Origin of the sequence: Croceicoccus sp. BE223 (assembly GCF_031457155.1) — a bacterium.
GTDB lineage: Bacteria > Pseudomonadota > Alphaproteobacteria > Sphingomonadales > Sphingomonadaceae > Croceicoccus.
Genome location: NZ_JAVDWB010000002.1, coordinates 471,439 through 496,060, shown reverse-complemented (window position 1 = coordinate 496,060; position 24,622 = coordinate 471,439). Strand labels below are relative to the sequence as shown.

General features: G+C 67.9%; 18 protein-coding genes. 11 read left to right on the top strand and 7 right to left on the bottom strand.

What is annotated here, in order from left to right; all coding sequences use genetic code 11:
- Positions 1-17 precede the first annotated feature (17 nt).
- Positions 18-1,496 (bottom strand): hypothetical protein, encoded by a 1,479-nt coding sequence (locus tag J2X37_RS06350; protein ID WP_310019032.1) that lies wholly within the window; start codon positions 1,494-1,496, stop codon positions 18-20.
- Between the two features lie 186 nt (positions 1,497-1,682).
- Here J2X37_RS06350 and ruvB point away from each other — a divergent pair, with 186 nt between their 5' ends.
- The 3 genes from ruvB (at position 1,683) to J2X37_RS06335 (ending at position 4,724) form a co-directional block, all read left to right on the top strand.
- Positions 1,683-2,714, top strand: a complete 1,032-nt coding sequence (gene ruvB, locus J2X37_RS06345) for a Holliday junction branch migration DNA helicase RuvB (RefSeq protein ID WP_310019030.1) — start codon at positions 1,683-1,685, stop codon at positions 2,712-2,714.
- A 168-nt stretch (positions 2,715-2,882) separates the two neighbouring features.
- Positions 2,883-3,185 carry a UrcA family protein gene (locus J2X37_RS06340; RefSeq protein ID WP_310019027.1) on the top strand — a complete coding sequence of 101 codons (303 nt, stop codon included), beginning with the start codon at positions 2,883-2,885 and terminating at the stop codon, positions 3,183-3,185.
- 105 nt (positions 3,186-3,290) lie between these two features.
- Entirely contained in the window at positions 3,291-4,724 is a 1,434-nt protein-coding gene (locus tag J2X37_RS06335) for a helicase HerA domain-containing protein (protein WP_310019025.1), read from the top strand.
- A gap of 4 nt (positions 4,725-4,728) precedes the next feature.
- Here J2X37_RS06335 and J2X37_RS06330 read toward each other — a convergent pair whose 3' ends face one another.
- Positions 4,729-5,133, bottom strand: a complete 405-nt coding sequence (locus J2X37_RS06330) for an Rrf2 family transcriptional regulator (protein ID WP_310019023.1) — start codon at positions 5,131-5,133, stop codon at positions 4,729-4,731.
- A gap of 78 nt (positions 5,134-5,211) precedes the next feature.
- On the opposite strand from J2X37_RS06330, the gene J2X37_RS06325 reads away from it, so the two are divergent.
- Complete coding sequence (locus J2X37_RS06325; RefSeq protein ID WP_310019021.1) at positions 5,212-5,661, top strand: globin domain-containing protein; 450 nt, start codon at positions 5,212-5,214, stop codon at positions 5,659-5,661.
- A gap of 140 nt (positions 5,662-5,801) precedes the next feature.
- On the opposite strand, the gene acnA is transcribed toward J2X37_RS06325, so the two are convergent.
- Positions 5,802-8,477: an aconitate hydratase AcnA gene (gene acnA / locus J2X37_RS06320; protein WP_310019019.1), complete on the bottom strand. Its 2,676-nt coding sequence runs from the start codon at positions 8,475-8,477 to the stop codon at positions 5,802-5,804.
- A gap of 253 nt (positions 8,478-8,730) precedes the next feature.
- Here acnA and J2X37_RS06315 point away from each other — a divergent pair, with 253 nt between their 5' ends.
- From J2X37_RS06315 to J2X37_RS06305, 3 genes are read left to right on the top strand one after another with little or no spacing between them, the layout of a single operon-like run.
- Positions 8,731-9,198 (top strand): MarR family transcriptional regulator, encoded by a 468-nt coding sequence (locus J2X37_RS06315; RefSeq protein ID WP_310019018.1) that lies wholly within the window; start codon positions 8,731-8,733, stop codon positions 9,196-9,198.
- Positions 9,191-10,252, top strand: coding sequence for an HlyD family secretion protein (locus J2X37_RS06310; protein WP_310019016.1), 1,062 nt, complete (start codon positions 9,191-9,193; stop codon positions 10,250-10,252). Before J2X37_RS06315 ends, J2X37_RS06310 begins: the two co-directional genes overlap by 8 nt.
- Positions 10,253-10,307: 55 nt before the next feature.
- Positions 10,308-11,822: a DHA2 family efflux MFS transporter permease subunit gene (locus J2X37_RS06305; protein ID WP_310019013.1), complete on the top strand. Its 1,515-nt coding sequence runs from the start codon at positions 10,308-10,310 to the stop codon at positions 11,820-11,822.
- Positions 11,823-11,859: 37 nt separating this feature from the next.
- Here J2X37_RS06305 and J2X37_RS06300 read toward each other — a convergent pair whose 3' ends face one another.
- Positions 11,860-12,345: a flavin reductase family protein gene (locus J2X37_RS06300; protein WP_310019535.1), complete on the bottom strand. Its 486-nt coding sequence runs from the start codon at positions 12,343-12,345 to the stop codon at positions 11,860-11,862.
- Between the two features lie 197 nt (positions 12,346-12,542).
- On the opposite strand from J2X37_RS06300, the gene J2X37_RS06295 reads away from it, so the two are divergent.
- Positions 12,543-13,985, top strand: a complete 1,443-nt coding sequence (locus tag J2X37_RS06295; protein ID WP_310019012.1) for a L,D-transpeptidase family protein — start codon at positions 12,543-12,545, stop codon at positions 13,983-13,985.
- A gap of 51 nt (positions 13,986-14,036) precedes the next feature.
- Here the strand turns inward: J2X37_RS06295 and J2X37_RS06290 are convergent, their stop codons facing one another.
- Both J2X37_RS06290 and J2X37_RS06285 read right to left on the bottom strand, forming a co-directional pair.
- A complete protein-coding gene (locus J2X37_RS06290; RefSeq protein WP_310019011.1) occupies positions 14,037-15,071 on the bottom strand; it encodes a LacI family DNA-binding transcriptional regulator in 1,035 nt (344 codons plus the stop codon).
- Positions 15,072-15,091: 20 nt separating this feature from the next.
- Complete coding sequence (locus tag J2X37_RS06285) at positions 15,092-16,426, bottom strand: MFS transporter (protein WP_310019009.1); 1,335 nt, start codon at positions 16,424-16,426, stop codon at positions 15,092-15,094.
- A 173-nt stretch (positions 16,427-16,599) separates the two neighbouring features.
- Here J2X37_RS06285 and J2X37_RS06280 point away from each other — a divergent pair, with 173 nt between their 5' ends.
- From J2X37_RS06280 to J2X37_RS06270, 3 genes are all read left to right on the top strand, one after another.
- Positions 16,600-19,083: a TonB-dependent receptor domain-containing protein gene (locus J2X37_RS06280; protein ID WP_310019006.1), complete on the top strand. Its 2,484-nt coding sequence runs from the start codon at positions 16,600-16,602 to the stop codon at positions 19,081-19,083.
- Between the two features lie 97 nt (positions 19,084-19,180).
- Positions 19,181-20,296 carry a glycoside hydrolase family 68 protein gene (locus J2X37_RS06275; protein WP_310019004.1) on the top strand — a complete coding sequence of 372 codons (1,116 nt, stop codon included), beginning with the start codon at positions 19,181-19,183 and terminating at the stop codon, positions 20,294-20,296.
- Entirely contained in the window at positions 20,293-21,162 is an 870-nt protein-coding gene (locus tag J2X37_RS06270) for an ROK family protein (protein WP_310019002.1), read from the top strand. The genes J2X37_RS06275 and J2X37_RS06270 overlap by 4 nt, the downstream gene beginning before the upstream one ends.
- Here the strand turns inward: J2X37_RS06270 and putA are convergent.
- Positions 21,159-24,617 (bottom strand): bifunctional proline dehydrogenase/L-glutamate gamma-semialdehyde dehydrogenase PutA, encoded by a 3,459-nt coding sequence (gene putA / locus J2X37_RS06265; RefSeq protein WP_310018999.1) that lies wholly within the window; start codon positions 24,615-24,617, stop codon positions 21,159-21,161. The two genes, J2X37_RS06270 and putA, sit on opposite strands and share 4 nt — an antisense overlap.
- Between the last annotated feature and the right edge of the window lie 5 nt (positions 24,618-24,622).

Below are 24,622 nucleotides of genomic sequence, written 5' to 3'. Positions count from 1 at the left end.
CGGCACCGAGTGTCCGGTCACTTCGGCAGATTTATGAACTGCGCGGCCTGTCGCCGGTCGACCACCGCCTGCATCACGCTGGGCGAAGGCGGGCCTGACCGGCAGGATCCGACCCGGCGGTAGAGGCAGATCTGTGCTCCGCCATAGGGCAGGCACCGGGCTTGGGCGAACCCCGGCGGGACGGTGGCGGGATCGTCGGCGATCCACGCGTTGACGCGCGGGGCGACATCGTCCTGCGCCTCTCCCGTGCGCACATCGGCATAGACCGGGACGTCGCGGCGCAGCGCGGCAAGGTTGATGACCGACCAGCTCTCCAGCGACGAACCGATGCCGCAAGTCGCGGGGTCGGCGGTCGCCGTGTCGGCAAGGCGCGACCACGTGTCGTTTCCGCGCGGCGCGGGCCAGATCGAAGAGACCAGCACGAGCGCGCCGATCCACGCGATCGCGTATCCGGCGAGCCGGGTGCGCGGCGACAGCGCGGTAAGCTCGTCGACCGCCTTCGATGTCGAGACCATCGCCAGCATCAGGAAGGCCGCGACCGACAGGTAGGCGAAGCGCGCCTCCTTGTGCCCGATCACCGTCAGCAAGGTCATGTCGGCGACCACTGCGAGGGCGAGCGGCCACCAGCGCCGCGGCAGCCAGCGCAGGCCGAACAGCAGGAAGGGGATCGCGATGCCGAAGATGCGGATGAAGCGGACGAGGTAGTAGCTCGGCCCGTCGAGGCCGAAGGCGGCGGACCGGTTCTCGACGATGTTGAACCAGTAGGTCTTCACCACCCAGGCGAACGGCATCGCGCCAGCGATCAGGTCGCTCACCGCGCCGATCGCCAGCGCCGCCGCGCCTCCTGCGACCAGCCCGGTCCACGCCGTCCGGTCGAGCCGCGCGGTCGCCAGCACGAAGACGCCGATGAAGATTGCGAACTGCACCCTGAGCAGCGTGGCGAGACCCAGCAGCAATCCGGCCAGCACCCAGCGACGCAGGCTGCCGCCGGCATGCATCGCCGCTGCCACGCCGCACAGCGCGACCGCGCCGCCGATGCTTTCGGACAGGACGTGGCTCGACAGGTCGGCGATGTAGGGCCAGGTCGCCACGCCGAGCGCCAGCGCGATGGCCGTGCGGCGATCCTCCCCCGCCCCCATGGCAAAGGCGGCGGGCACGATCAGCAGCGCGATGGCCGCCCCGAACAGCCGCATGACGAGATAGGCGACCGTCCCGTCGGACGAGAGCAGCGTGCCCAGCCACATCGGCAGGGTCAGCATCTGCGGGATCAGCCGCCCGCGAATGCCCTCGTGCTGTTCCCAGGTGTCGATGCCGATGCCGGTGACCAGCTTGTGCGTCTGGCCAAGGTACTGAAAGATCTCGTCCGGGTGGTGATACGAAAGCGTGTCCCAGATCACCGCCCGGAATACGACCGCCACGGCGAGGCACAGCGCCAGCGGCACGCGCCAGTCGCGATGCCCGCCATGCGCCGGGCCAGTCGTCACGTTGTCGGTCAAACCCCTGCGCCCCCCCACGCCGGCCCGATGGCCATCGGCAAAGTGGCGCGTGCATATTCGCAAAGCGGCCAAACAGGCAAGCGGGGCCATGCGCGAGGCGATATCGGACGCCGCTTCGAATTCGCCTGTTCATGGTTTCTTCTGCGGGGACGACTTGCGCGCAAGGGCGGGTTATAGCCGGTGGCGATGGCCGAACCCTCCGAACTCCTGACCCCGGAACGCCTGCCCGAAGACCCGGACGCGGCGCTGCGCCCCAAGTCGCTGGCCGAATTCGTCGGGCAGGAAGCGGCGCGGGAGAACCTGCGCGTCTTCATCGAGGCGGCGCGCGGCCGGGCCGAGGCGATGGACCACGTCCTGTTCTTCGGCCCGCCGGGGCTGGGCAAGACGACGCTGGCGCAGATCGTCGCCAAGGAACTTCGCGTCGGCTTCCGTGCCACCAGCGGGCCGGTGATCGCCAAGGCGGGCGATCTCGCCGCCCTGCTCACCAATCTCGAACCCGGCGATGTCCTGTTCATCGACGAGATCCACCGGCTCAATCCGGTGGTCGAGGAAGTGCTTTATCCCGCGATGGAGGATCGCGCGCTCGACCTCATCATCGGCGAAGGACCGGCGGCGCGCTCGGTCCGGATCGACCTGCCGCCCTTCACGCTCGTCGGCGCGACGACGCGGCAGGGACTCCTGACCACGCCGTTGCGCGATCGTTTCGGCATCCCGATCCGTCTCCAGTTCTACACCGTGCCGGAGCTGGAGCGGGTGGTGACCCGCGCCGCGAAGCTGCTCGGCCTCGCCATCGCTCCCGACGGCGCGACGGAAATCGCCCGCCGCGCCCGCGGGACGCCCCGCGTCGCGGGACGCCTGCTGCGCCGGGTGCGGGATTTTGCTGAAGTGGCGGGGAGCAGCACCGTCACCCGGGCCATCGCCGACGATGCGCTGACCAGGCTGGAAGTCGATTCGCTCGGCCTCGACGCGATGGACCGGCGCTATCTCCACATGATCGCCGACATCTACAAGGGCGGGCCGGTCGGGGTGGAAACGCTCGCGGCGGGCCTGTCCGAACCGCGCGACACGATCGAGGAAGTGATCGAGCCCTACTTGATCCAGCTCGGTCTCGTCGCCCGCACCGCGCGGGGACGCTGCCTCAACGATCGCGGCTGGCAACACCTCGGCCTCGCCGCCCCCGACACCCGGCCGCCGCAGGGTGGCCTGTTCGAGGACTAGGCGCGCGCTCACGTCCTCCGTCGAACGCGGTCGGGCGTTCGTCGCCGCGTTTGCACCTCCGTCGAACTGGGTCGCCTCGCCGTCGAGCCGGGCGCGATAATCCTGCGTTTGGCGTGCATTTCCCGTTTCGGGGAGGGCCAGCGGCTCTCCGGAACGAGGAGAAAGATGATGAAATTCCTGCTTGCCGCTTTGGCCAGTGCCGGTCTGGTCCTGAGTTCCGGCCCGGCCTTTGCCAAGGCACCGGAGGAACGGCCGCGCGCGGCGCAAGTCGATCTCGCTGGCTACGACCTTACCGACCCCGCCGAAATCGCCAAGGCCGAAAAGCGCATCCGCAGCGCGGCGCGCAAAGTCTGCCCGCGACGGCAGGCTGGTTCGCCGGCGGAACACGACGCACAGGCGCTGTGCCGCAACCATGCCGAACAGGCTGCGCTGGCGCAGCTTCGCCAGCGGGCGGTGATGTTCGGCGGCTGAGCCGCACCGGATCACACGCAGCGTTCCGCGCGGCCCCGTCGCAACCGGGGAAAGCGGGCCGCGCACCCTTGGCCGGGAGCGGCCGCGCGGGGTATCGCCACTGGCGTGAACGCCGAGATCGTCATTGGCGATGAGCAGGGTCGTCCCGTCCTCATCGATATCGAGGAGCTGCTTGCCACGCGCCTTCTGGTGCAGGGCAATTCCGGCTCCGGCAAGTCGCACCTGCTGCGCCGGTTGCTGGAGGAAAGCGCCGGGATGGTCCAGCAGATCGTCATCGACCCCGAAGGCGATTTCGTCGGCCTGGCCGATGCCTTCAGCCACATCGTCGTCGATGCCGCGTCCTATTCGCAGGGCGAGCTGGAAGCATTGGCCCTGCGCGTCAGGGCGCATCGTGCATCGGTCGTGCTGGCGCTGGAGGGGCTGGAGGTCGAGCAGCAGATCAAGGCCTGCGCCACGTTCCTCAACGCGCTGTTCGATGCGCCGCGCGAACACTGGTACCCGGCATTGGTCGTGGTCGACGAGGCGCAGATGTTCGCCCCCAGCGCGGCGGGCGAAATGGCCGAGGACGTGCGCCGCACGACCTTGTCGGCGATGACCAACCTGATGTGCCGGGGCCGCAAGCGCGGGCTGGCCGGCATCGTCGCGACGCAGCGTCTGGCGAAGCTGGCGAAGAACGTCGCTGCCGAAGCCTCCAACTTCCTGATGGGCCGAACCTTCCTCGACATCGACATGGTGCGCGCCGCCGACCTGCTCGGCATGGAGCGGCGGCAGGCCGAGCGGATCCGCGACCTCGAACGCGGCCGCTTCGTCGGTCTCGGCCCGGCGATCAGCCGGCGCCCGGTGACGGTGAAGATCGGCCCGGTCCGCACCGGGCACAAGGCGGCGGCGACCGGGTTGATGCCGCTTCCCGAAGCGCCCAAGGCGGACATGGCCGCGCTCCTGACCGATGCCCTTGCGCAGGAGGCGCGGCCCGCCCCGCCGCCCCGCGCGCCCGCCCCGCCGGTCGAAGCGCTGGGAGCAGCAATGGCGGAGCGGGCCGAGGCCCCGGTGGCAGCCTCGCGGCGCGAGGGGCCGAAAGTCGACGTCGGCGGCGCGGTCGCGGCGGTCATGGCCGAAATGGCCGCGCATCCCGATTCGGCGTATCAGACGGCCTCGACGCTGTACCAGGCGTTCTTGACTCGCTGCCGCGCCCGCGGCGTCCACATCCCGCCGCTCGACATGGCCGCCTTTCGCCGCGAGTTCGCCGTCGCCCTCGCCGGGCTGGACCGGCTGGAGGACGAGGATGCCGCGCGGATCCGGGCACTGGGCAGCGGCATCGCCGACGACGTGCTCGGGCCGTTCCTGGTCATCGCCCGCTCCGCCCTCGAAGGCCGCGATGCGCCGGACGAGGACGAGCTGGCCCGCGCCTACGGTACCAGTTCGCCGGGACGGGTGCGCCGCCTGCTCGACCATTTCGAGCGCGAGGGTCTGATCGTGGTGCGCGAGATCTTCGGCGGCGGGCGCAAGATCAGCGTCCCGGCGCTCGAGACGGCAAGCTAGCCCCTCAGGCCGCCACCATCGTCCGCGATTTCGCGGCGTCGGCCAGCGTCACCGCATCGAGCACGTCGAGAAACGCCTGCTTCGCCCGATCGAGCGGCGAGATCAGGCCGCAATCGCGATTGAGCGTGCAGTTCGGACAATTGACGAGTTGCATGGTCGGCTCCATCCGCCGGATGACATCGCCGATGACGATCTCTTCGGAGGGCAGGGCCAGCTGCATCCCGCCGGTACGCCCGCGCACCGACCGTAGGTAGCCGTGCCGCACGAGCTTCTGCGCGACTTTCGCCACGTGATTGTAGGAAACCCGGTGCTCTGCCGAAAAGCTCGGCAGGGCCATGGGCGCGCCATCGGATCGTGCAAGGACCACCAGGAGCCGGAGCGCGAGATCGGTGTGCAAGGTAAGCTGCATGATCCGACTATATTCGGGTTGCGGTGCGGTGGCAAACCGTATACTAGCATAATCAATACCAGTATAAGGAGAACCGGTATGCGCGTTGCCTCGCAACAGGCCATGGACATCGTCAAGAGCACTTCGCCCGCGCTGGAAAAGCACGGCGTCGCCATCACCACCCGCATGTACGAGCGGCTGTTCCGCGATCCCGCGATCGCCGCCCTGTTCGACCAGGCCGCGCAGGAAAGCGGCGAGCAGCCCAGGCGACTGGCCGCGGCGATCCTGGCCTATGCGAAGAACATCGAGCGGCTCGACGTGCTGGGCCCGGCGGTGGCCAGGATGGTCGCGCGCCATGTCGAGACCGGGGTCCGGGCCGAGCATTACCCGCATGTCGCCAATGCCCTGCTCCCCGCGATCCGCGATGTGCTGGGCGCCGATGTCGCCACCGACGAGGTGCTGGCCGCCTGGGGCGAGGCGTACTGGATGCTGGCCGACCTGCTGATCGCGGCGGAAGCACAGGCCTACGAGGACCGCGAGGCCGCCTGACCCCGCGGCCCCGCGAGGTCCGCCACACGAAAGGGCCTCCCCCCGCCGGCGCGAGGGGAGGCCCTTGTCTCGTTCAGGCCCATTCCAGGGCCCCGACTTGTTCCCGGCCCCTGACTCTAACAGGCCGCGGCCCGGCTGATTCAGGCGGCGAGCTTGCGTAGCACGTACTGCAGGATGCCCCCGTTGCGGTAGTATTCCAGCTCGTTCGCCGTATCGATGCGGCAGGCGACGGTGAAGCTGAAGGTCGAGCCGTCCTTGCGGGTGACGTCGACGATCACGTCCTGCTGCGGCTTCAGCTCGGCGACGCCATGGATGGTGAAGGCGTCGTCGCCGGTAAGGCCGAGCGTCTCGCGCGTGTCGCCGTTCTTGAACTGCAGCGGCAGCACGCCCATGCCGACCAGGTTCGAGCGGTGGATCCGCTCGAAGCTTTCGACGATGACCGCCTTCACGCCCAGCAGGATCGTGCCCTTGGCCGCCCAGTCGCGCGACGAGCCGGTGCCGTATTCCTTGCCGGCGATCACGACGAGCGGCGTGCCGTCGGCCTTGTGCTTCATTGCCGCATCGTAGACCGGCATCGTCTCGCCTTCGTAGCTCGAGAAGCCGCCCTCGGTCCCCGGCACCATCTCGTTCTTGATGCGGATGTTGGCAAAGGTGCCGCGCATCATCACTTCGTGGTGGCCGCGGCGCGAGCCGTAGGAGTTGAAGTCCGCCTTGGCGACCTGGTGCTCCTGCAACCACTGGCCGGCGGGGCTGTCCGCCTTGATCGAACCGGCGGGGCTGATGTGGTCGGTGGTGATCGAATCGCCGAGGATCAGGAGCGGCCTGGCGCCGACGATGTCGTTCACCGGCGGCGGGGTCATGGTCATGCCCTCGAAGTACGGCGGGTTGGCGACATAGGTCGAACCGGCGCGCCACGAATAGGTCTCCGAACCGGTGACGTCGATCGCCTGCCAGTGCGCGTCGCCCTTGTAGACGTCGGCATAGCGGGCCTGGAACATGGCGCGGTCCATGCATGAGGTCATGGTCGAGGAGACTTCTTCGTTCGTCGGCCAGATGTCCTTGAGGTAAACGTCCTGGCCGTCCTTGCCGGTGCCGATGGGGGTGGTGGTGAAGTTTTCGACCACCGTGCCCTTCAGCGCGTAGGCGACGACCAGCGGCGGACTGGCGAGGAAGTTGGCGCGCACGTCGGGCGACACGCGGCCCTCGAAGTTGCGGTTGCCCGAGATGACGGCGCTGGCGACCAGCCCGTTCTCGTTGATCGCCTTGCTGATCGGTTCGGCCAGCGGGCCGGAGTTGCCGATGCAGGTGGTGCAGCCATAGCCGACGAGGTTGAAGCCGATGTTGTCGAGATGCGACTGGAGCCCCGCCTTGACGAGATAGTCGGTGACGACCTGCGACCCCGGTGCGAGCGAGGTCTTGACCCAGGGCTTGGGCTTCAGGCCCAGCTCGTCGGCCTTCTTGGCGACGAGCCCGGCGGCGACCAGCACGCTCGGGTTCGAGGTGTTGGTGCAGCTGGTGATTGCCGCGATCATCACGTCGCCGTCGCCGATGTCGAAATCCTTGCCCTCGACCGGCACGCGGGTGTTGGCCTTCTTGTAGGTCTCGGCCATGTCCTTGGCGAAGACGTCGTCGACGGCGTCGAGGTCGACGCGGTCCTGCGGGCGCTTCGGCCCGGCGAGCGAGGGGACGACGGTGCCCATGTCAAGCTCGAGCGTCGAGGTGAAGACGGGGGCCGGGCCGTCGGGGTCCAGCCAGAAGCCCTGCTCCTTGGCATAGGCTTCGACCAGTGCGATCTGGTCCTCCTCGCGACCGGTCAGGCGCATGTAGTCCAGCGTCTTGTCGTCGATGCCGAAGAAACCGCAGGTCGCGCCGTATTCGGGCGCCATGTTCGCCAGCGTTGCACGATCGGCGAGGCTCAGCGAAGCGAGACCGGGGCCGTAGTATTCGACGAAGCGGCCGACGACGCCGTGCTTCCTGAGCATGTTGGTGCAGGTCAGAACGAGGTCGGTGGCGGTGACGCCTTCCTTCAGGCGGCCGGTCAGCTTGAAGCCGACGACTTCGGGGATCAGCATGGAGACCGGCTGGCCGAGCATGGCCGCCTCCGCCTCGATCCCGCCGACGCCCCAGCCCAGCACGCCGAGGCCGTTGATCATCGTGGTGTGCGAATCGGTGCCGACGCAAGTGTCGGGATAGGCGATCGCCGCGCCGCTCTCGTCATTCGAGGTCCACACCGCCTGCGCGATGTTCTCCAGGTTCACCTGGTGACAGATGCCGGTGCCCGGGGGAACGGCGTAGAAGTTGTCGAGGCTCTTGGACCCCCACTTGAGGAAGTCGTAGCGCTCGAGGTTGCGCTGGTACTCGATCTCGACGTTCTCCTCGAACGCCTTGGGGTGGCCGAACTCGTCGACCATGACCGAGTGGTCGATCACCAGGTTCACGGGAACCTGCGGGTTGATCTTGGCGGTGTCGCCGCCCAGTTTCGCGATCGCGTCGCGCATTGCCGCCAGATCGACGACGCAGGGAACCCCGGTGAAGTCCTGCAAGAGGACGCGCGCGGGGCGGTACTGGATTTCCTGGTGCGGACCGACGGGGTTCTTCTGCCAGTCGACGATCGCCTGCGCGTCGGCGGTGGCGACGGTGAAGCCGCCATCCTCGAACCGCAGCATGTTTTCGAGCAGGACCTTCATCGAAAACGGCAAGCGCGAAACGTCGCCCAGCTTCTCGGCCGCTTTCTTGAGTGAGTAATAGGCAAACGTCCTGCCATTGACGGTCATCGTCGAGCGGGTACCGAGCGTGTCCTTGCCGACTGCGGTCATGCGATCATTCCCCTTGCCTGGCGCGGTGTCGCGATCCGGTCGAGTGTCGATCCGAGTCGCGCCGCGGCGTGATGCGTGCGTTCGTGCGGGGGCGCGATGCGCGGGAAAGGGCGCTACGTCAAGGTAGCGGAAGGGCTAAAACAGTCTGAACCTACTCCTAATCGATAATGAATGGCAATATCATATCTGGAGAAAAAGCCGGATCGGGCTGTGCCACCTTCCAGCCCTCTCAGCTAGCTTGCCGATTATAAGCATGGCTATTATAACGGCGCTTATGGACCGCAACTTCATCTACTACGCCACCGATATCGGTCGCTTGTTCCGCAAGCGGCTCGATTGCGTGGCGCGCCCTTCGGGCATCACCACGGCCCAGCTTCGCGCGCTTCTCGTCCTGCGCCGTGAACCGGGTGCGAACCAGGCCGCGCTGGCGGGCTTTCTCGAAGTCGAACCGATTACCGCCGGACGCATGATCGACCGAATGGTCGCCGCCGGGCTTGTCGAGCGGCAGGCCGACCCGACCGATCGGCGCGTGTGGCGGCTCTTCCCGACCGAACTCGGCCGCACTCTTCTTGCCGAAATGGATGATGAACTGGGCGCGCTCATCGAAACCGCGCTCGACGGCCTCGATCGCGACGAACGCGCGTCGGTGACGGATGCGCTGGAACGGGTGCGGCAGAACCTGATCGAAGAGGGCGAAAGCCGGGCGGTCGCCAATGGCTGAGGCCGATCCGATGACCCTTCCCAGGCAGGACAGCGGCGCCAGGGACGAAAAGCCGAAGCGCGGCCTGGCGCGCAAGGTGCTGATGTTCGGCGTGCCGCTGGCCATCGTCGCCGGGGCGCTCGCCTGGTGGTTCGGTCGTCCGGGCGAAGTCTCGACCGACAACGCCTATCTCAAGCTCGACATCGTCTCGGTCGCCAGCGAGGTGCCCGGCACGATCGTCAGGGTGAACGTGCGCGAAAACCAGATGGTCAGGAAGGGCGACGTGCTCTTCGCGATCGATCCCACCGACTACGAGATCGCCATCGCCCAGGCGGACGCCCAGATCGCGCAGGCGCAGGCGCGGGTGACGGCGCTGGACGCCGACGTCGATGCCAATGCCGCCGATCTGGCCGGTGCGCGCGACGATCTCGCGCTGGCGCAGGCGAACTACCGGCGCGAAAAGGAACTGATGGATCGCGGCTTCAACACCCGCGCCCGGATGGATGCGGCAACCCACGCGGTCGCCAGCGCGCGCGACGAGCTGCTCTCGCTGCAGGCGCAGGTCCAGAAGGCGAGGGCGCAGCTGGCCACCGGCGCGCAAGTGCCCGGCGTCGATCCGCAAGTCGCCGCCGGCCGTGCTGCGCGGGAAAAGGCGCAGGTCAACCTGGGCCGGACGGTGGTGCGCGCACCGGTTTCGGGCCGGGTCGTGCAGGTCGAGCGACTGCAGGTCGGCCAGTCCGCCGTGGCCGCCCTGCCGATGCTGTCGATCGTGCGCGAAGACGGCGCGCGGATAGAAGCCAACTTCAAGGAAACCGACCTTGCCCAGATGCGACCGGGACAGAAGGCCGAGATCCGCATCGACGCCTATCCCGACCTGCGCCTTTCGGGCCACGTCGATTCGATCGGTTCGGGCACCGGTTCGGAATTCTCCGTGCTTCCCGCGCAGAACGCCACCGGCAACTGGGTCAAGATCACGCAGCGGGTGCCGGTCCGCATCGCCATCGATTCGCGCTCGTCCCGGCCGCTGATCTCGGGCCTGTCGACCGACGTCACCGTCTTCACCGGCGATGACTGAGGCGGTTGCCGGCAATCGGGCGCCGCCTGCGGCACCCCCTGCCGGGGGTGCGATTATGCACACCCGCAACCGCCCGCTGCTGATCGCGGCGGCGATGGCCGCGATGGTCATGCAGGTGCTCGACACGACGATCGCCAACGTCGCCCTGCCGCACATGCAGGCATCGCTTTCGGCCACGACCGACACGATCAGCTGGGTGCTGACCAGCTACGTGTTGGCCACCGCCATCACCTTGCCGGCAGCGGGCTGGCTGGTCGGGCGCTTCGGCATCCGCACCATCTTCGTCGGATCGATCATCGCCTTCACGGTGGCCTCGATCCTCTGCGCCGCGGCCCAGACCATCGAGGAGATGGTCGCCTTCCGCGTGATCCAGGGCATCGGCGGCGCCTTCCTCGCGCCCTTGGCGCAGACCGTGCTGCTCGACGTCAGTTCGGAGGAAGAGCGGCCGCGAATGATGATCCTGTTCAGCCAGGGCGTCCTGCTCGGCCCGATCATGGGGCCGGTTCTCGGCGGCTACATCACCGAAAGCGCGAGCTGGCGCTGGATCTTCCTGATCAACGTGCCGGTCGGCGTGCTGGCGAGCCTCGCCCTGCTGGCGCTCCTGCCCAACCGCCGGGGGGCTTACAAGAAATTCGACCTCGCCGGCTGGGCGCTCATCGGCATCGCGGTGGCGGCATTCCAGCTGATCCTCGACCGCGGGCAGCACAAGGACTGGTTCGCCTCGGCCGAGATTGTCGTCTATGCGGTTATCGCGGCCTGCGCGTTCTGGATGGCGGGCGTGCACTTCATCACCAGGCGCGACGCGCTGTTCCCCCGCCAGATGTTCGCCGATCTCAACCTCGTCCTGTGCCTTGCCATCAACTTCCTGTTCGGGGCGGTGCTGCTGGCGGTGATGGCGTTGCTGCCTTCGCTGTTGCAGTCGATCTACGGCTATCCGGCGGTCGATACCGGGTGGCTGATGACCCCGCGCGGGATCGGCATGATGATCGCGGTCACGCTGCTTGGCCGGACTATCGCCAAGCTCGATCCGCGGCTGTCGATCGGCATCGGTCTCGTCATCATGGGCTGGTCGTTGTGGCTGATGACCGCCTGGTCGCCGGAAATGCCCACGAGTTCGATCGTCCTGGCGGGGTTCATCCAGGGCGTCGGCGTCGCCTTCGGGTTCATGCCACTCAACATCCTCGCCTTCTCGACGCTGCCCGGCGAATACCGGACTGATGCGACCAGCCTGCTCAATCTCCTGCGCAATCTCGGCAGTTCGGTCGGCATTGCGCTGACTACCGTGCTGCTGTCGCGCAACATCCAGATCAACCATGCCGAGCTGGGCGCGCGCATCACCGACACCACCTTCCCGATCAACGTCGACCAGCACGAGATCCTGGGCTCGACCGGGCAGGCGGTGCTTGCCGCGATCGACGGGCTGGTCACGCAGCAGGCGGCGATGATCGCCTATCTCAACAATTTCTGGCTGATGGCGCTGATGTGTTGGGGCGCGATACCGCTGCTTCTGCTGGCGCGGGTCAGGAAGAAGCCGCAGGGCGACGACGCGCCGGCCGACATCCCGCACTGATCGGCGCGCGGCCCGGGAAGGGGGCGGCGCCCGTCGATCAGCGGTCCAGCGCGACCGAGGAGTGGTAGCCGCCGCGGTGGAACAGCAGCGGGGCATCGCCGCCGCACAGGTCCAGCGCCTCGACCCGGCCGACGACCAGCCAGTGGTCGCCGATGTCCTCGATCCGCTCGATGCGGCAGTCGATCCAGGCCAGCGCCTCGTCGAACACCGGCTGGCCCGACGGGCTTTCCCCGTGCGCCAGGTCGAGGAACTTGTCCGGCTGCTTCGAAGCGAACCGCTGGCAGAGCGCAAGCTGCTCCGATCCCAGCACGTTGACGCAGAAGCGTCCGGCACGCTCGATGCCGGGGAACGTGTTCGAACCCTTGTCGGGAAAGAAGCCGACCAGCGGCGGATCGAGCGAGATCGAGGTGAACGAGCCGACCACCATGCCGGTGCGCACGCCCGCGGCGTCGATGGCCGTGATCAGGCAGACGCCGGTGGGATAGGAGCCGAGAACGGTGCGGAAGTGGGCCTTGTCGAACATCGGCACTTCCTGCTCTGCGACCACGCCGAGGTCAATGCGCGGGCAGACGATCCGGCGGGGGCAATTCAGCGTGACGAAAGGCGAGGTTATGCAAAGTCCTGCGTGAAACTCCCGGTCGCGGTAGACGTTGACCGGTCACCGGGGGCATAGAGGCCCCCGCCGGCGTAGTAACGCGACCCAACCTGTCGGAGCTTTTCTTGAAACCTGCCGTTCGATCCGTCCCCGTCTCCCGTCGCCATGCCGTCTTCGGACCCGCGGTGCTGGGCCTTGCCACGTTCGCCATGGCCGCCCCGGCGCTGGCCCAGGCCGATCCGCAGGCGCCCGCCAAGATCGGGCGGGATTTCGTCGGCGAAGGGCAGCTCCCCAAGCCGCAGTCGGTCCCGGCGCCCGCGCCGGCACAGGCCCCGCCGCAAGTGCCGCAGGCCGCGGGTGCGGTCGTGCAGCAGATTCCGACCGATTTCTTCGTCACCGCGCCGACGTGGAGCTCCGCACAGGCTAGGGCGCTCCTCGCCTATGTCGGCACGCTGGGCCGGGAAGGCCTGTTTCCGAAGGACTATCGCCCCGAGGAACTGGAGGCGGCAATCGCCTCCGCGGACCAGGCCCGCATCAACGAGATCGCGAGCCGGACCTTTACTTGGGTGGCACAGGACCTGCGCGATGGGCGGACCGAGATGGACGCCCGCAAGCAGTGGTTCGTGACCGACCCGGATGCCGAGCGCCTGCCGATCAAGGACCTGCTCGAAGGGGCGTTGGCCGGCGGGGGCATCGTGCCCGCGCTCGAATCGCTGAATCCGATCCACCCCGACTATGCGGTGCTCAAGCGGATGCTGGCCGAAACGCCCGCGTCGGACAGCGCCAAGCTCGCCAAGATCCGCGCCAACATGGATCGCTGGCGCTGGCTGGCGCGCGATCTGGGGCACAGCTATCTCCTCACCAACGTGCCCGAATACCAGTTGCGCCTGACGGTGAACGACAAGATCGTGCGGTCCTATCGCACCGTCGTCGGCAAGCCGGGCAGGACCAGCACGCCGCAGCTCGCCGAAACGGTCGAGGGCGTGATCTTCAACCCGACCTGGACGGTGCCGCAGTCGATCGTGGTGGGCGAAGGCCTCGGCGCGAAAGTGCTGGGCAGCCCGGCCTATGCGCGGTCGCACAACTACAAGGGCTGGAAGAACGAGGACGGCACCGTCACCGTGGTCCAGCAGCCGGGACCGAACAACTCGCTCGGCCTGATGAAGCTCGACATGCCCAACCCGCACGCGATCTTCCTGCACGACACTCCGGCCAAGGCGCTGTTCAACAACCCGGACCGCGCCTATTCGCACGGTTGCATCCGGACCGAGCGGGCGCTGGAACTGGCCCTGACGCTGGCCATGGTGCTGGGGCAGGTGCCCAAGGAAGAGGCGGTCGCCATCTCCAAGTCGGGCGAATACACCAAGGTTCCGCTGAAGAAGCAGCTGCCGGTCTACATCACCTATTTCACGATGGCGCAGGACATCGACGGGCAGATGCGCAGCTTCAAGGACATTTACGGCCGAGACGAGCCGGTGCTCGCCAGCTTCAAAGCGCCGCGTGTTGCCAAGGACGGCCGCCGCACGACGACCGAGGAAGTTGTCGCGATCGAGGATCCGGGTCTTTAAGGGACAGGTGCGGGCGGTCCGGTCCGCCCTGCGCCCGTTTGCCAGGGCGTGTCAGGCCGTGTCGCGCGCGACGAGCGCGGGCGGCATGACCAGGCTTGCCGCGTCCTCACCCGCGATCCGGCGAAGCAACAGGTCGACAAGCCCGCGCGCGCCCGCGGCGATGTCCTGGTGCACGGTGGTCAGCGGCGGCATGGTCTGGGCCGAGATCGGCAGGTCATCGAACCCCACCAGTCGCATCCGCCCCGGCACCGCGACACCGCGTTCGCGCAATTCGCGCAGCGCCGCGACGGCCAGCGTGTCGGTCGCGGCGAAGATGCCGTTGGCCCGGCCGACGATGGTGTCGATGTGCGCGGTGATTTCCCCTGCCATCCGGTCCGGCGAGAGGTGTGTCGGATAGACATCGATCGGCACGCCCGCGGCCTCGGCGGCATCGCGGGCACCGGCGTAGCGGGCGGCGAATTCGATCGGTTCGGGATCACCGAGGAAGGCGAGGTGGGTGGCCCCGCCCTCGATCAGCCGCCGGGCTGCCAGCTGTCCGCCCAGCCGGTTGTCGGACCCGACCGCGCAGTGGACCTGCCCCGGTTCGCGGTTGCCCCACACCACCATCGGGCGATAGCGCGCGGCGACTTCCTCGATCCGGGCGAACTGGTCGGACTGGCCGATCACGATCACCCCGTCGATCATGCCTGATCCGATGAACCGGTCGAGCCAGTCTCCGTCGTGGTCGGGGATGACCCGGCGCAGCATGAGGTCGTAGCCCTCCTCGGTCAGCGCGTCGGCGAGGTGGCCGAGCAGGGTCATGAAGAAGGTATCGGACACCTGCTGCCGACGATCGTGGCCGAGCGGGATGACCACGCCAATGACGCCCGTCTTCTGCCTGCGCAGGTTGCTGGCGACGCGGTTGAGCTGGAATCCGTGGTCGCGGGCCAGTTCTTGGATGCGGTCGCGGGTCTTGGCATTGACGAGACTGTTGCCCGCCAGCGCCCGCGACACGGTGCCCGCCGAGACCCCGGCCAACCGTGCCAGATCGGTGATCGTGCGCGCCCGCCCGACCCCCGGTTTGCCATCGGTATCCGATCTCGCCATCGGTTCTCGCCCTTGTCCGGTCAATGCGCCATCGCGCCTTCGCTCCGACGTATGCGGTGTCCGGCATCGACGAACAAGGTGGCAATGGCGCCCGCGATCATCAATGCCCCGCCCAGCATCAGCACGTTGCGCGGATCGCCGCCCAACACCGACCGATAGATCAGCGGCATGGTCAGCGTCTGGATCAGCATCGGAATGACGATGAACATGTTGAAGATGCCCATGTAAATGCCCGTGCGTTGCGGGGGAATCGCATCGGCCAGCATGACGTAGGTGTTGCCCATCATGCCGGCCCAGCCGATGCCGATGCCGATCATCAGCACGAACAGGACGGCGGGCGTATCGACGCCGGGGATCATCAGCATCGCCGCGCCGGATGCGGTCAGGCAGACCGCGTGGACCAGCCGCGCCCCGAGCCGCGCGACGAGCGGGATCAGCGTCAGCGCGCCGACAAAGGCGATGAAGTTGTAGAGCGCCCCGGCCTGCTGCGTCGTCAGCGTCGCGTCGCGAAAGGCGGCGCTGGCCGGATCGCTGGTGTCGTAGAGTGCGCGCCCGACGGCGAAGGTGATGTACTGCCAGTAGGCGAACATCGCGTACCACTGGCACAGCATCGCGACCGCGAGCTGGCGCATCGGGCGCGGCATCTCGCGGATCGCGGCCCCGATGTCGGACAACGTGCCCCGCACCGTCAGCGGATGGGCCGCCATCGCGCGCTGTTCGTCGGCATCGAGGGGCAGTTCGGGCACGCGCACGACCGACCAGACGATCGTGCTGATCGACAGGATCGCACCGATGATGAAGGCGATGCGGACGATGACCGGGATGCCGTTGGCGTCGAGCACGTCCTTGGCGACGAACGATGTCAGCAGTGTCGGGGCGAGGTAGGAGAGCGTCTGGGCAAGCCCGGTGAAGGCGCTTTGCGTCAGGAACCCGATCGAGCGCTGGTCGGGGCGCAGCCGGTCGGCGACATAGGCACGGTAGGGCTCCATGGTGATGTTGTTGCCGGCATCGAGGATCCACAGGAGCGAGGCGGCCATCCACAGGGCCTGCGAATAGGGCATCAGGAACAGGGAGATCGTGCAGATCACCGCGCCGATCAGGAAATAGGGCGTGCGGCGGCCCAGCCTGGTGTTGGTCCGGTCGCTCATCGCGCCGATGATCGGCTGGACGAGCAGCCCCGTCATCGGGCCGGCGAGCCAGAGCAGCGGCATCGTTGCCTCGTCGGCGCCGAGGAATCCGTAGATCGGACCCATGTTGGCCTGCTGCAGGCCGAAACTGAACTGCAGGCCGAAGAAGCCGATGTTCATCTCGATGATTCGCAGCAGCGAAAGGCGCGGTTTTGCAGCCGTTTTCATTGGCGCGGTCCTCTTCCAGACAGCCGGCCTTGCGCCGGTCCGTGCGTCTTGGGTGACACGAACCGCGCCGTTTTGCAATCGTTTGCAAGTTTACGGTTGCAAACGATTGCAGATGTCGTATCCCAACGTGGCGACTCGCGACGGAAGATGCGCGATCCAGCAGGAGAGATGAGATGCGTTTGCGTTATGCCCTGACGGTCGGTTCCGCCCTTTCGGCGATGGTTACCGCCACGATTGCCACCCCCGCCCTGGCGCAGGATGGAGAGCCGGTTCCTGCCGACGCCGCCGCCAGCAGCAGCAACGACGATTCGCTCGGCTTCGACGAGATCATCGTCACCGCCTCGGCCCGCCCGGCCAACAAGCTGCAGACCTCGATCTCGGTCAGCGCGCTCGACAGCGAAGCGGTGGCCGACGCCGCGCCGCGCACCACTGCCGAAATCTTCCGCCAGATCCCGGGCATCCGTTCGGAATCGACCGGCGGCGACGGCAACGCCAACATCGCGGTGCGCGGTCTGCCCGTCGCATCGGGCGGCGCCAAGTTCCTGCAGCTCCAGGAGGACGGCATGCCGGTCCTGCAGTTCGGCGACATCGCCTTCGGCAACGCCGACATCTTCCTGCGCGCGGACCAGACCGTCGCCTCGATCCAGGCGGTGCGCGGCGGCTCGGCCTCGACCCTCGCGTCGAATTCGCCGGGCGGCGTCATCAACTTCATCTCGAAGGACGGCAGCCAGGACGGCGGCACGGTCATGGCGACCGTCGGCCTCGACTACGAGGAATACCGGCTCGACTTCAATTACGGCGCTTCGCTGGGCGAGAACACCCGCTTCAACGTCGGCGGCTTCTGGCGCGAAGGCGAAGGCCCGCGCGATGCCGGGTACAACGGCAACAGCGGCTACCAGATCAAGGCCAACCTGACCCAGGAGTTCGACGGCGGCTACGTCAAGCTCTATGCCAAGCATCTGAACGACCATGCGATCGGCTACCTGCCGATGCCGATGCTCGTCACGGGCAGCAACTCCGATCCCAAGTACCGCTCCTTCACCAACTTCGACATCCTGTCGGATACCCCGCACAGCGCCAACTTCACCAGCGCCTCGGGCCTCGACGGCAACAATCGCTATCGCACCACCGACATCAAGGACGGGATGCACCCCAATGTCACCTCGCTCGGCCTCGAAGCGCAGTTCGAGGTGGCCGACGGCCTGACCATCGAGGAACGCTTCCGCTGGTCCGACGTCAAGGGTCGCTTCGTTTCGCCCTTCCCGTCGGAAATCGGCGGCGCGGCTGCGATCGGCAATTCGGTCGGCGAGCTCCTCACCGGCGTCGCGGGCAACTACAACCTCGTCTATGCCAACGGCGACAACGCCGGACAGCCGTTCAACAACGCCAACGGCCTGTTGATGCGCACCCACCTGTTCAACACCGAGATCAACGATTTCGGCAACTACACCAATGACATCAAGGTCTCGAAGGACCTCGGCTCGGCCACCTTCACCGCGGGCTTCTACAAGGCGCGGCAGAAGATCGACATGGACTGGACCTGGGACAGCTTCCTGCTCGAAGTCGACGGCCACAATGCCGCGCTGGTCGACGTTGTCGATCCGGTCACCGGTGCGGTCCTGACCAACGACGGCCTCTACGCCTATGGCGTGCCCTTCTGGGGCAACTGCTGCCAGCGCAGTTACGACGTCACCTACGACATCGACGCGCCCTATGCCGCGGTCAACGCCGAACTCGATGCGCTCACGCTCGATGCCAGCATCCGTTACGACAACGTCTCGGCCAAGGGCACTTACGCGGGCACGCTGCAGGCCGCCAACTTCGACGTGAACGGCGACGGCACGATCTCGCCGGTCGAACGCAGCGTTTCGCTGATCGACAACGCCAATACCAGCCCGGTCGACTACGATGTCAGCTACTGGTCGTGGTCCGCGGGTGCGAACTACCAGTTCAATCCCGATGCCGCGGTCTTCGCTCGGGTCAGCCGCGGCGGACGCGCCAATGCCGACCGCCTGCTGTTCGGCGTGGTCCAGCCCGACGGTTCGGTCCGCAAGCAGGACGCGATCGACTTCGTCGACCAGTACGAACTGGGCGTGAAGTACCGCGCGGGCGGCTTCGGTCTCTTCGTCACCGGCTTCTATGCCAAGACGCAGGAGCAGAACTTCGAGGCGACCAGCCAGCGCTTCTTTGACCGTACCTACAAGGCCAAGGGCATCGAACTCGAAGCCGCCTATCGCAGCGGCATCTTCGACTTGCGCGCCGGCGCCACCTGGACCGACGCGGAAATCGCCAAGGACAACATCACCCCGGCGAACGAAGGCAACACCCCGCGCCGCCAGGCCGAATTCGTGTATCAGGTTACCCCGGCGCTCGAATTCGACATCGTGCGCACCGGCCTCAACATCGTCGGCACGACCAAGGCCTACGCGCAGGACAGCAACGAGCTGGTCTTCCCCGCCTATACCCAGGTCAACGCCTTCGTGAACGTGCGGCCGATGGAAGGGCTGGAGCTTTCGGTGAACGCCAACAACCTGTTCAACACGGTCGGCATCACCGAATCCGAGGAAGGTTCGATCGTCGCGGGCGTCGACAACTACGTTCGCGCCCGCTCCATCAACGGCCGCACTATCTCGGCCTCGGTCCGCTTCGATTTCTGATCGAGGCGGCCACATCGGGCTGGCCGGCTTCTCCCTCCTTTGGCCGGCCGGCCCGATTCGGTTATCCAGATCCACGCTAGAAACACGGGAAATCCGCATGACCACGGCCTGGACGGCGCAAGACCTCGAAAGCCGCGATCCCGCCGCCGCGCCGGCGGTGCCGGTGATCGCCGGTATCGACCGGTCGGATCTTGCCGAAGGCATCATCTACTGGGACATGTGGCCCGTCGCCGGCGCCGATGGGCGAACCCAGCCGATCGCGGGGCGCGAGTTGTGGATGGCGCTGAGCGCGCCCGCCCGGGGCGATCCCTCGCTCCGTCATTTCGAAGCGAAGGTGCGCCTGCTCGAACGGCTCGCCGACGGTTGGCGCGATCTGGGACCCGTGCTTCCCGACCAACCCGTGCCTTACGAGCGCGAATGGGCGGGATCGGCGATGAGCGACGGCACGAGCGTGTCCTTGTTCTTCACCGCGGCCGGAACGGCGGAGCGGGCGGGCGGTTACCAGCAGGTGCTCTACGAAGCCCACGCCACGATCGGCCCCGACGGGCTGCCTCAGGGATGGAGCGTTCCCCGTCCGTCCATCGTCGCCGGGTGCGCGGACTACATGCCCGCAGACGAACACGAAGGCGCCGCGGGCCGGATCAAGGCATTCCGCGACCCGGCCTATTTCCGCGACCCTGCCGACGGGCAGGAATACCTGCTGTTCACAGGGTCGCTCGCGGGTGCGCGCAGCGATTACAACGGCGCGGTCGGAATTGCCCGGCTAGAGGCTGATGGCTGGCATCTGCTGCCGCCGCTGATCCACGCGGACGGGGTCAACAACGAACTCGAACGCGCCCACGCGGTGTTTCACGACGGACGCTACTACGTCTTTTGGGCGACCCAGCGCTTCACCTTCGCGCCCGACGTTCGCACGATGCCCAACGGTCTTTACGGCATGGTCGCAGACGATCTGTTCGGCCCCTATCGCCCCCTCAACGGTAGCGGCCTAGTGCTGCGCAATCCCGAAGACGAGCCGCTCCAGGCCTATAGCTGGTTCGTGACCGGGGATCTCGAGGTTTCGGCCTTTGTCGATTTCTGGGGCCTGCGAGGGGAACCGGTGCCGGGCGACGTGGCCGAGGCCAACCGTCATTTCGGCGGGGTGCCCGCCCCGATCCTGCGGCTGGAACTCGAAGGCGACCGGGCCACGCTCGCCGCGCTGGCCGCGACATGATCGGCGGCATCGAAGCGGGCGGGACCAAGTTCGTCCTCGCGGTCGGCCCGACGCCGACCGGGATCGCCGCACGCCACGTCATTCCCACCCGCACGCCCGCCGAAACCCTGGCCGAGGCGATGGAGTGGTTCGCGGGGCAGGCGAGTATCGAGGCGCTGGGCATCGCCAGCTTCGGGCCGGTCGATCTCGACCTAGCTTCGCCGACCTGGGGCCATATCACCCGCACGCCGAAACCCGGCTGGTCGGATTGCGACCTTGCCGGTCACTTCGCGCGCGGATTGGGCGTGCCGGTCGGCTTCGATACCGACGTCAACGGCGCGGCGATTGCGGAAGCGGCGCACGGCGCGGGGCGGGGGGTGTCCTCGCTCGCCTACGTCACCGTCGGCACCGGGATCGGCGGCGGGCTGGTCTTGAACGGCCAGCCCGTCCACGGCGCGGCGCATCCGGAAATGGGCCACGTCTTCGTGCGCCGCGCGGTCGACGACACCGACTTCGCCGGGCACTGCCCGATCCATGGCGACTGTCTCGAAGGACTGGCGAGCGGGCCGGCGATCATCGCGCGCTGGGGCCAGTTGCTGTCGCACTTGCCGCCCGACCATCCGGCGCACGAAAGGATCGCGGGCTACCTCGCGCAACTCTGCTACTCGCTCTTTGCCATGACCGCGGCGGAGGTCGTGGTGCTGGGCGGCGGCGTGACGAAGGCGCCGGGCCTGCTCGACCGCGTGCGCGAAGGGGCGGGCGCCCTTTCGAACGATTACCTCCCCGGCGGTGCGCGCCACCGGATCGAGGCTCCGGGCCTGGGCGAGAACTCGGGCCTGACCGGCGCGCTGATGCTGGCCGAAGCGGCCCGCGCCGCCCGGTCCTAGACCAGCGCCATCAGGCTGGCGTTGCCGCCCGCCGCCGTGGTGTTGACCGAAGTCGAGACCTCCTCGCACAGCCACGCCCGGCAATAGCCGCCGTCCGCTCCGGGCGACTGGACCAGCGGGATCGGCCCGTCCATCGCCGCGATGCGGGTCAGCAGCTCCGGGGTCGGACGCTCGACAAGCACGGCGGCCCAGCGGTTCGTGTCCGGCAGCGCCTCGCCTTCGTGCAGGACCTTTGTGGTGCAACCTGCCGCTCGCGCCGCCGCCTGCTGCGCGGCCAGCCCATCGGCGCTGGCGGGGACGAGGAGCACCGCGCCGCGCGGATGAAGGGCGTAAGTGTTGCGCTCGCCGACCGGGCCGGGCAGCTCGACCGGCGCCTCGGGCAGCGCTGCGGCAAAGCCTGTGCGCACCAGCCGTCCCAGGTAAAGCGGCCCGCCCGCCTTGGGCCCGGTTCCCGACAGTCCGCGCCCGCCGAACGGCTGCACCCCGACAACCGCGCCGATGGTGTTGCGATTGACGTAGATGTTGCCAACCTCGACCGCTGCGGTGACGGCGCGCACGGTGTCGTCGAGCCGGGTGTGCAGGCCGAAGGTCAGGCCGTAGCCGGTAGCGTTGATCGCCGCGACGGTGCGGGCCAGATCCTTGCGCGCAAAGCGCACGACATGGAGCACGGGCCCGAAAACCTCGTGCCGCAGCCGGTCGATGCCGTCGATCTCGATCAGCGTCGGCGCGACGAAGGTGCCGTGCGCGGTTTCCGCGGGGAGGGGCAGGCGATCGACCCGGCAACCTGCGGCCTCCATGGCGGCGACGTGCGCCTCGATCGTATCGCGCGCCTCTGCGGTGATGACCGGGCCGATGTCGGTCGCCAGCCGGTCGGGATTGCCGATGACCAGTTCGTGCATCGCGCCGCGCAGCATCGCCAGCTGCCGGTCGGCGATGTCGTCCTGCAGGCACAGCACGCGCAGCGCCGAACAACGCTGGCCCGCGCTGTCGAAGGCGCTGGCGATGACGTCGGCGGTGACCTGTTCGGCCAGCGCCGAGGAATCGACGATCATCGCGTTCTGCCCGCCGGTTTCGGCGATCAGCGGGATCGGTCCGCCCTCGGCGGACAGGCGCCTGGCGAGTTCGCGCTGGATCAGGCGGGCGACCTCGGTCGAACCGGTGAACATCACCCCCTGCGTGCGCCGGTCCGCCACCAGCGCCGCACCGATATCGCCCGCGCCGGGCACGAATTGCAGCACGCTTGCGGGGATGCCCGCCGCGTGCAGCACCCGGACCGCTTCGTGAGCGATCAGCGGCGTTTCCTCGGCCGGCTTGGCCAGCACCGGATTTCCCGCGACCAGCGCGGCGGCCACCTGTCCGGTGAAGATCGCCAGCGGGAAGTTCCACGGGCTGATGCAGACGACGGGGCCGAGCGGGACCGTGCCAGCCAGCGTGGTACGGGCCTGCACCGCGTAATAGCGCAGGAAATCGACCGCCTCGCGCACTTCGGCAATGGCGTTCGCCGCGCTCTTGCCCGCCTCGCGCATGGCGAGCGCCATGAAGCGCGGCATGTCCGCCTCCATCGTGTCCGCCGCGCGATCGAGGCAGGCGGCGCGTTCGGCGACCGGGGTTGCGGCCCAGCCGGGCGCGGCGTCGGCGGCGACCTTCATCGCAAAGGCCACGTCACGCGGCAGGGCGAAGGCGGCGTGGCCGACCACGTCGCGGCGGTCGGCCGGGTTGGTCACGGCATGGGCCGTGCGCTCGGCGCCGAGACCGGCAATCGACGGCGCGGCGCGGACGCTGTGCCGAGCCGCGTCGCGCAGGTCCTTGCTCACCTGTGCAAGCGTCAGATCGTCGGCAAGGTCCAGTCCCGCCGAATTGGCGCGGTCGGCAAACAGGTCGCGGGGCAGCGCGATCAGCGGGTGCGGCGATCCGAACGGTTCGACCGCGCGGGCCAGATCGACCGGATCGGCGGCCAGTTCGGCAGGGGACACGCTGTCGTCCCAGATGCGGTGGACGAAGCTGGAATTCGCGCCGTTTTCGAGCAGGCGCCGCACGAGGTAGGCGAGCAGCGTTTCGTGCGTGCCGACCGGCGCGTAAATGCGGCACGGGCGACCGAGCGGGCCGACCACCTTTTCGTAGAGCGGCTCGCCCATGCCGTGGAGGCACTGGAACTCCCAGTCGCCGATGGCGAAATCCGGCCCGGCCATGTGATGGATCGCGCTCAGCGTCTGGGCGTTGTGCGTCGCGAACTGCGGGAACACCGCGTCGCGGCTGGCCAGCAGCTTGCGCGCGCAGGCGAGGTAGGACACGTCGGTGTGGATCTTGCGGGTAAAGACCGGGAAGTCGGCCTGCCCGTCGACTTGCGCGCGCTTGATCTCGCTGTCCCAGTAGGCGCCCTTGACCAGCCGCACCATGATCCGGCGATCGGTGCGGCGGGCGAGGTCGACGATCCAGTCGATGACCGCCGGGCACCGCTTGCCATAAGCCTGCACCACGAAGCCCAGCCCGTTCCATCCCGCCAGGGCCGGACCGGCGGCGAGGCTTTCCAGCAGGTCGAGCGAGAGTTCGAGCCGGTCCGCTTCCTCGGCATCGATGTTGAAGCCGATGTCGTATTGCCTGGCCAGCAACGCCAGCGCCTGCACCCGGGGCAGCAGTTCGCCCATGACTCGCCCGGCCTGCGAACGGGCATAGCGCGGGTGCAACGCCGACAGCTTGATCGAGATGCCCGGACCGGCATAGACGCCGCGCCCGTCGCTCGCCTTGCCGATCGCGTGGATCGCGCGTTCGTAGTCGGCGTAGTAGCGATCCGCGTCCGCCGCGGTCGTCGCCGCTTCGCCCAGCATGTCGTAGCTGTAGCCGAAGCCCTTCGCCTCCTGCTTGCGGGCGCGCTTCAGCGCTTCCGCGATGGTCTCGCCGGTCACGAACTGCTCGCCCATCAGTTCCATCGCGAGGTCGACGCCGCGGCGGATGACCGGTTCGCCGGCCCGCGCGACGAGCCGGGTCAGCGCCGAGGACAGGCCGCTGTCGTTGACGCTGGCCGTCAGCCTGCCGGTGACGACGAGGCCCCAGGTGGCGGCATTGACGAACAGCGAGCGCCCTTCGCCCAAGTGCGCCTGCCAGTCGCCCGGCGCGATCTTGTCGCGGATCAGCGCGTCGCGGGTGGCATCGTCGGGAATGCGCAACAGCGCTTCGGCGAGGCACATCAGCGCGACGCCTTCCTGGCTATCGAGCGAGTATTCCTTGACCAGGTCCTCGACCCCGCCGCGCTGCCCGTCGCGGCGCAACGCCTCGACCAGGCGCACGGTCAGTGCGGCGATTTCGGCTTTCATCGCGGGGGGCAGGGTAGCCGCCTCCACCAGCGCGGCGACGCAGTCCCGTTCAGGCCGGCGGGTGGAGGCGGTGATGGCCCGGCGGAGGGGAGTCGCCGGGCGGATGGGCATCGCAAAGTTCGCGAATGCGGCAGGGGATTCCATGCGCT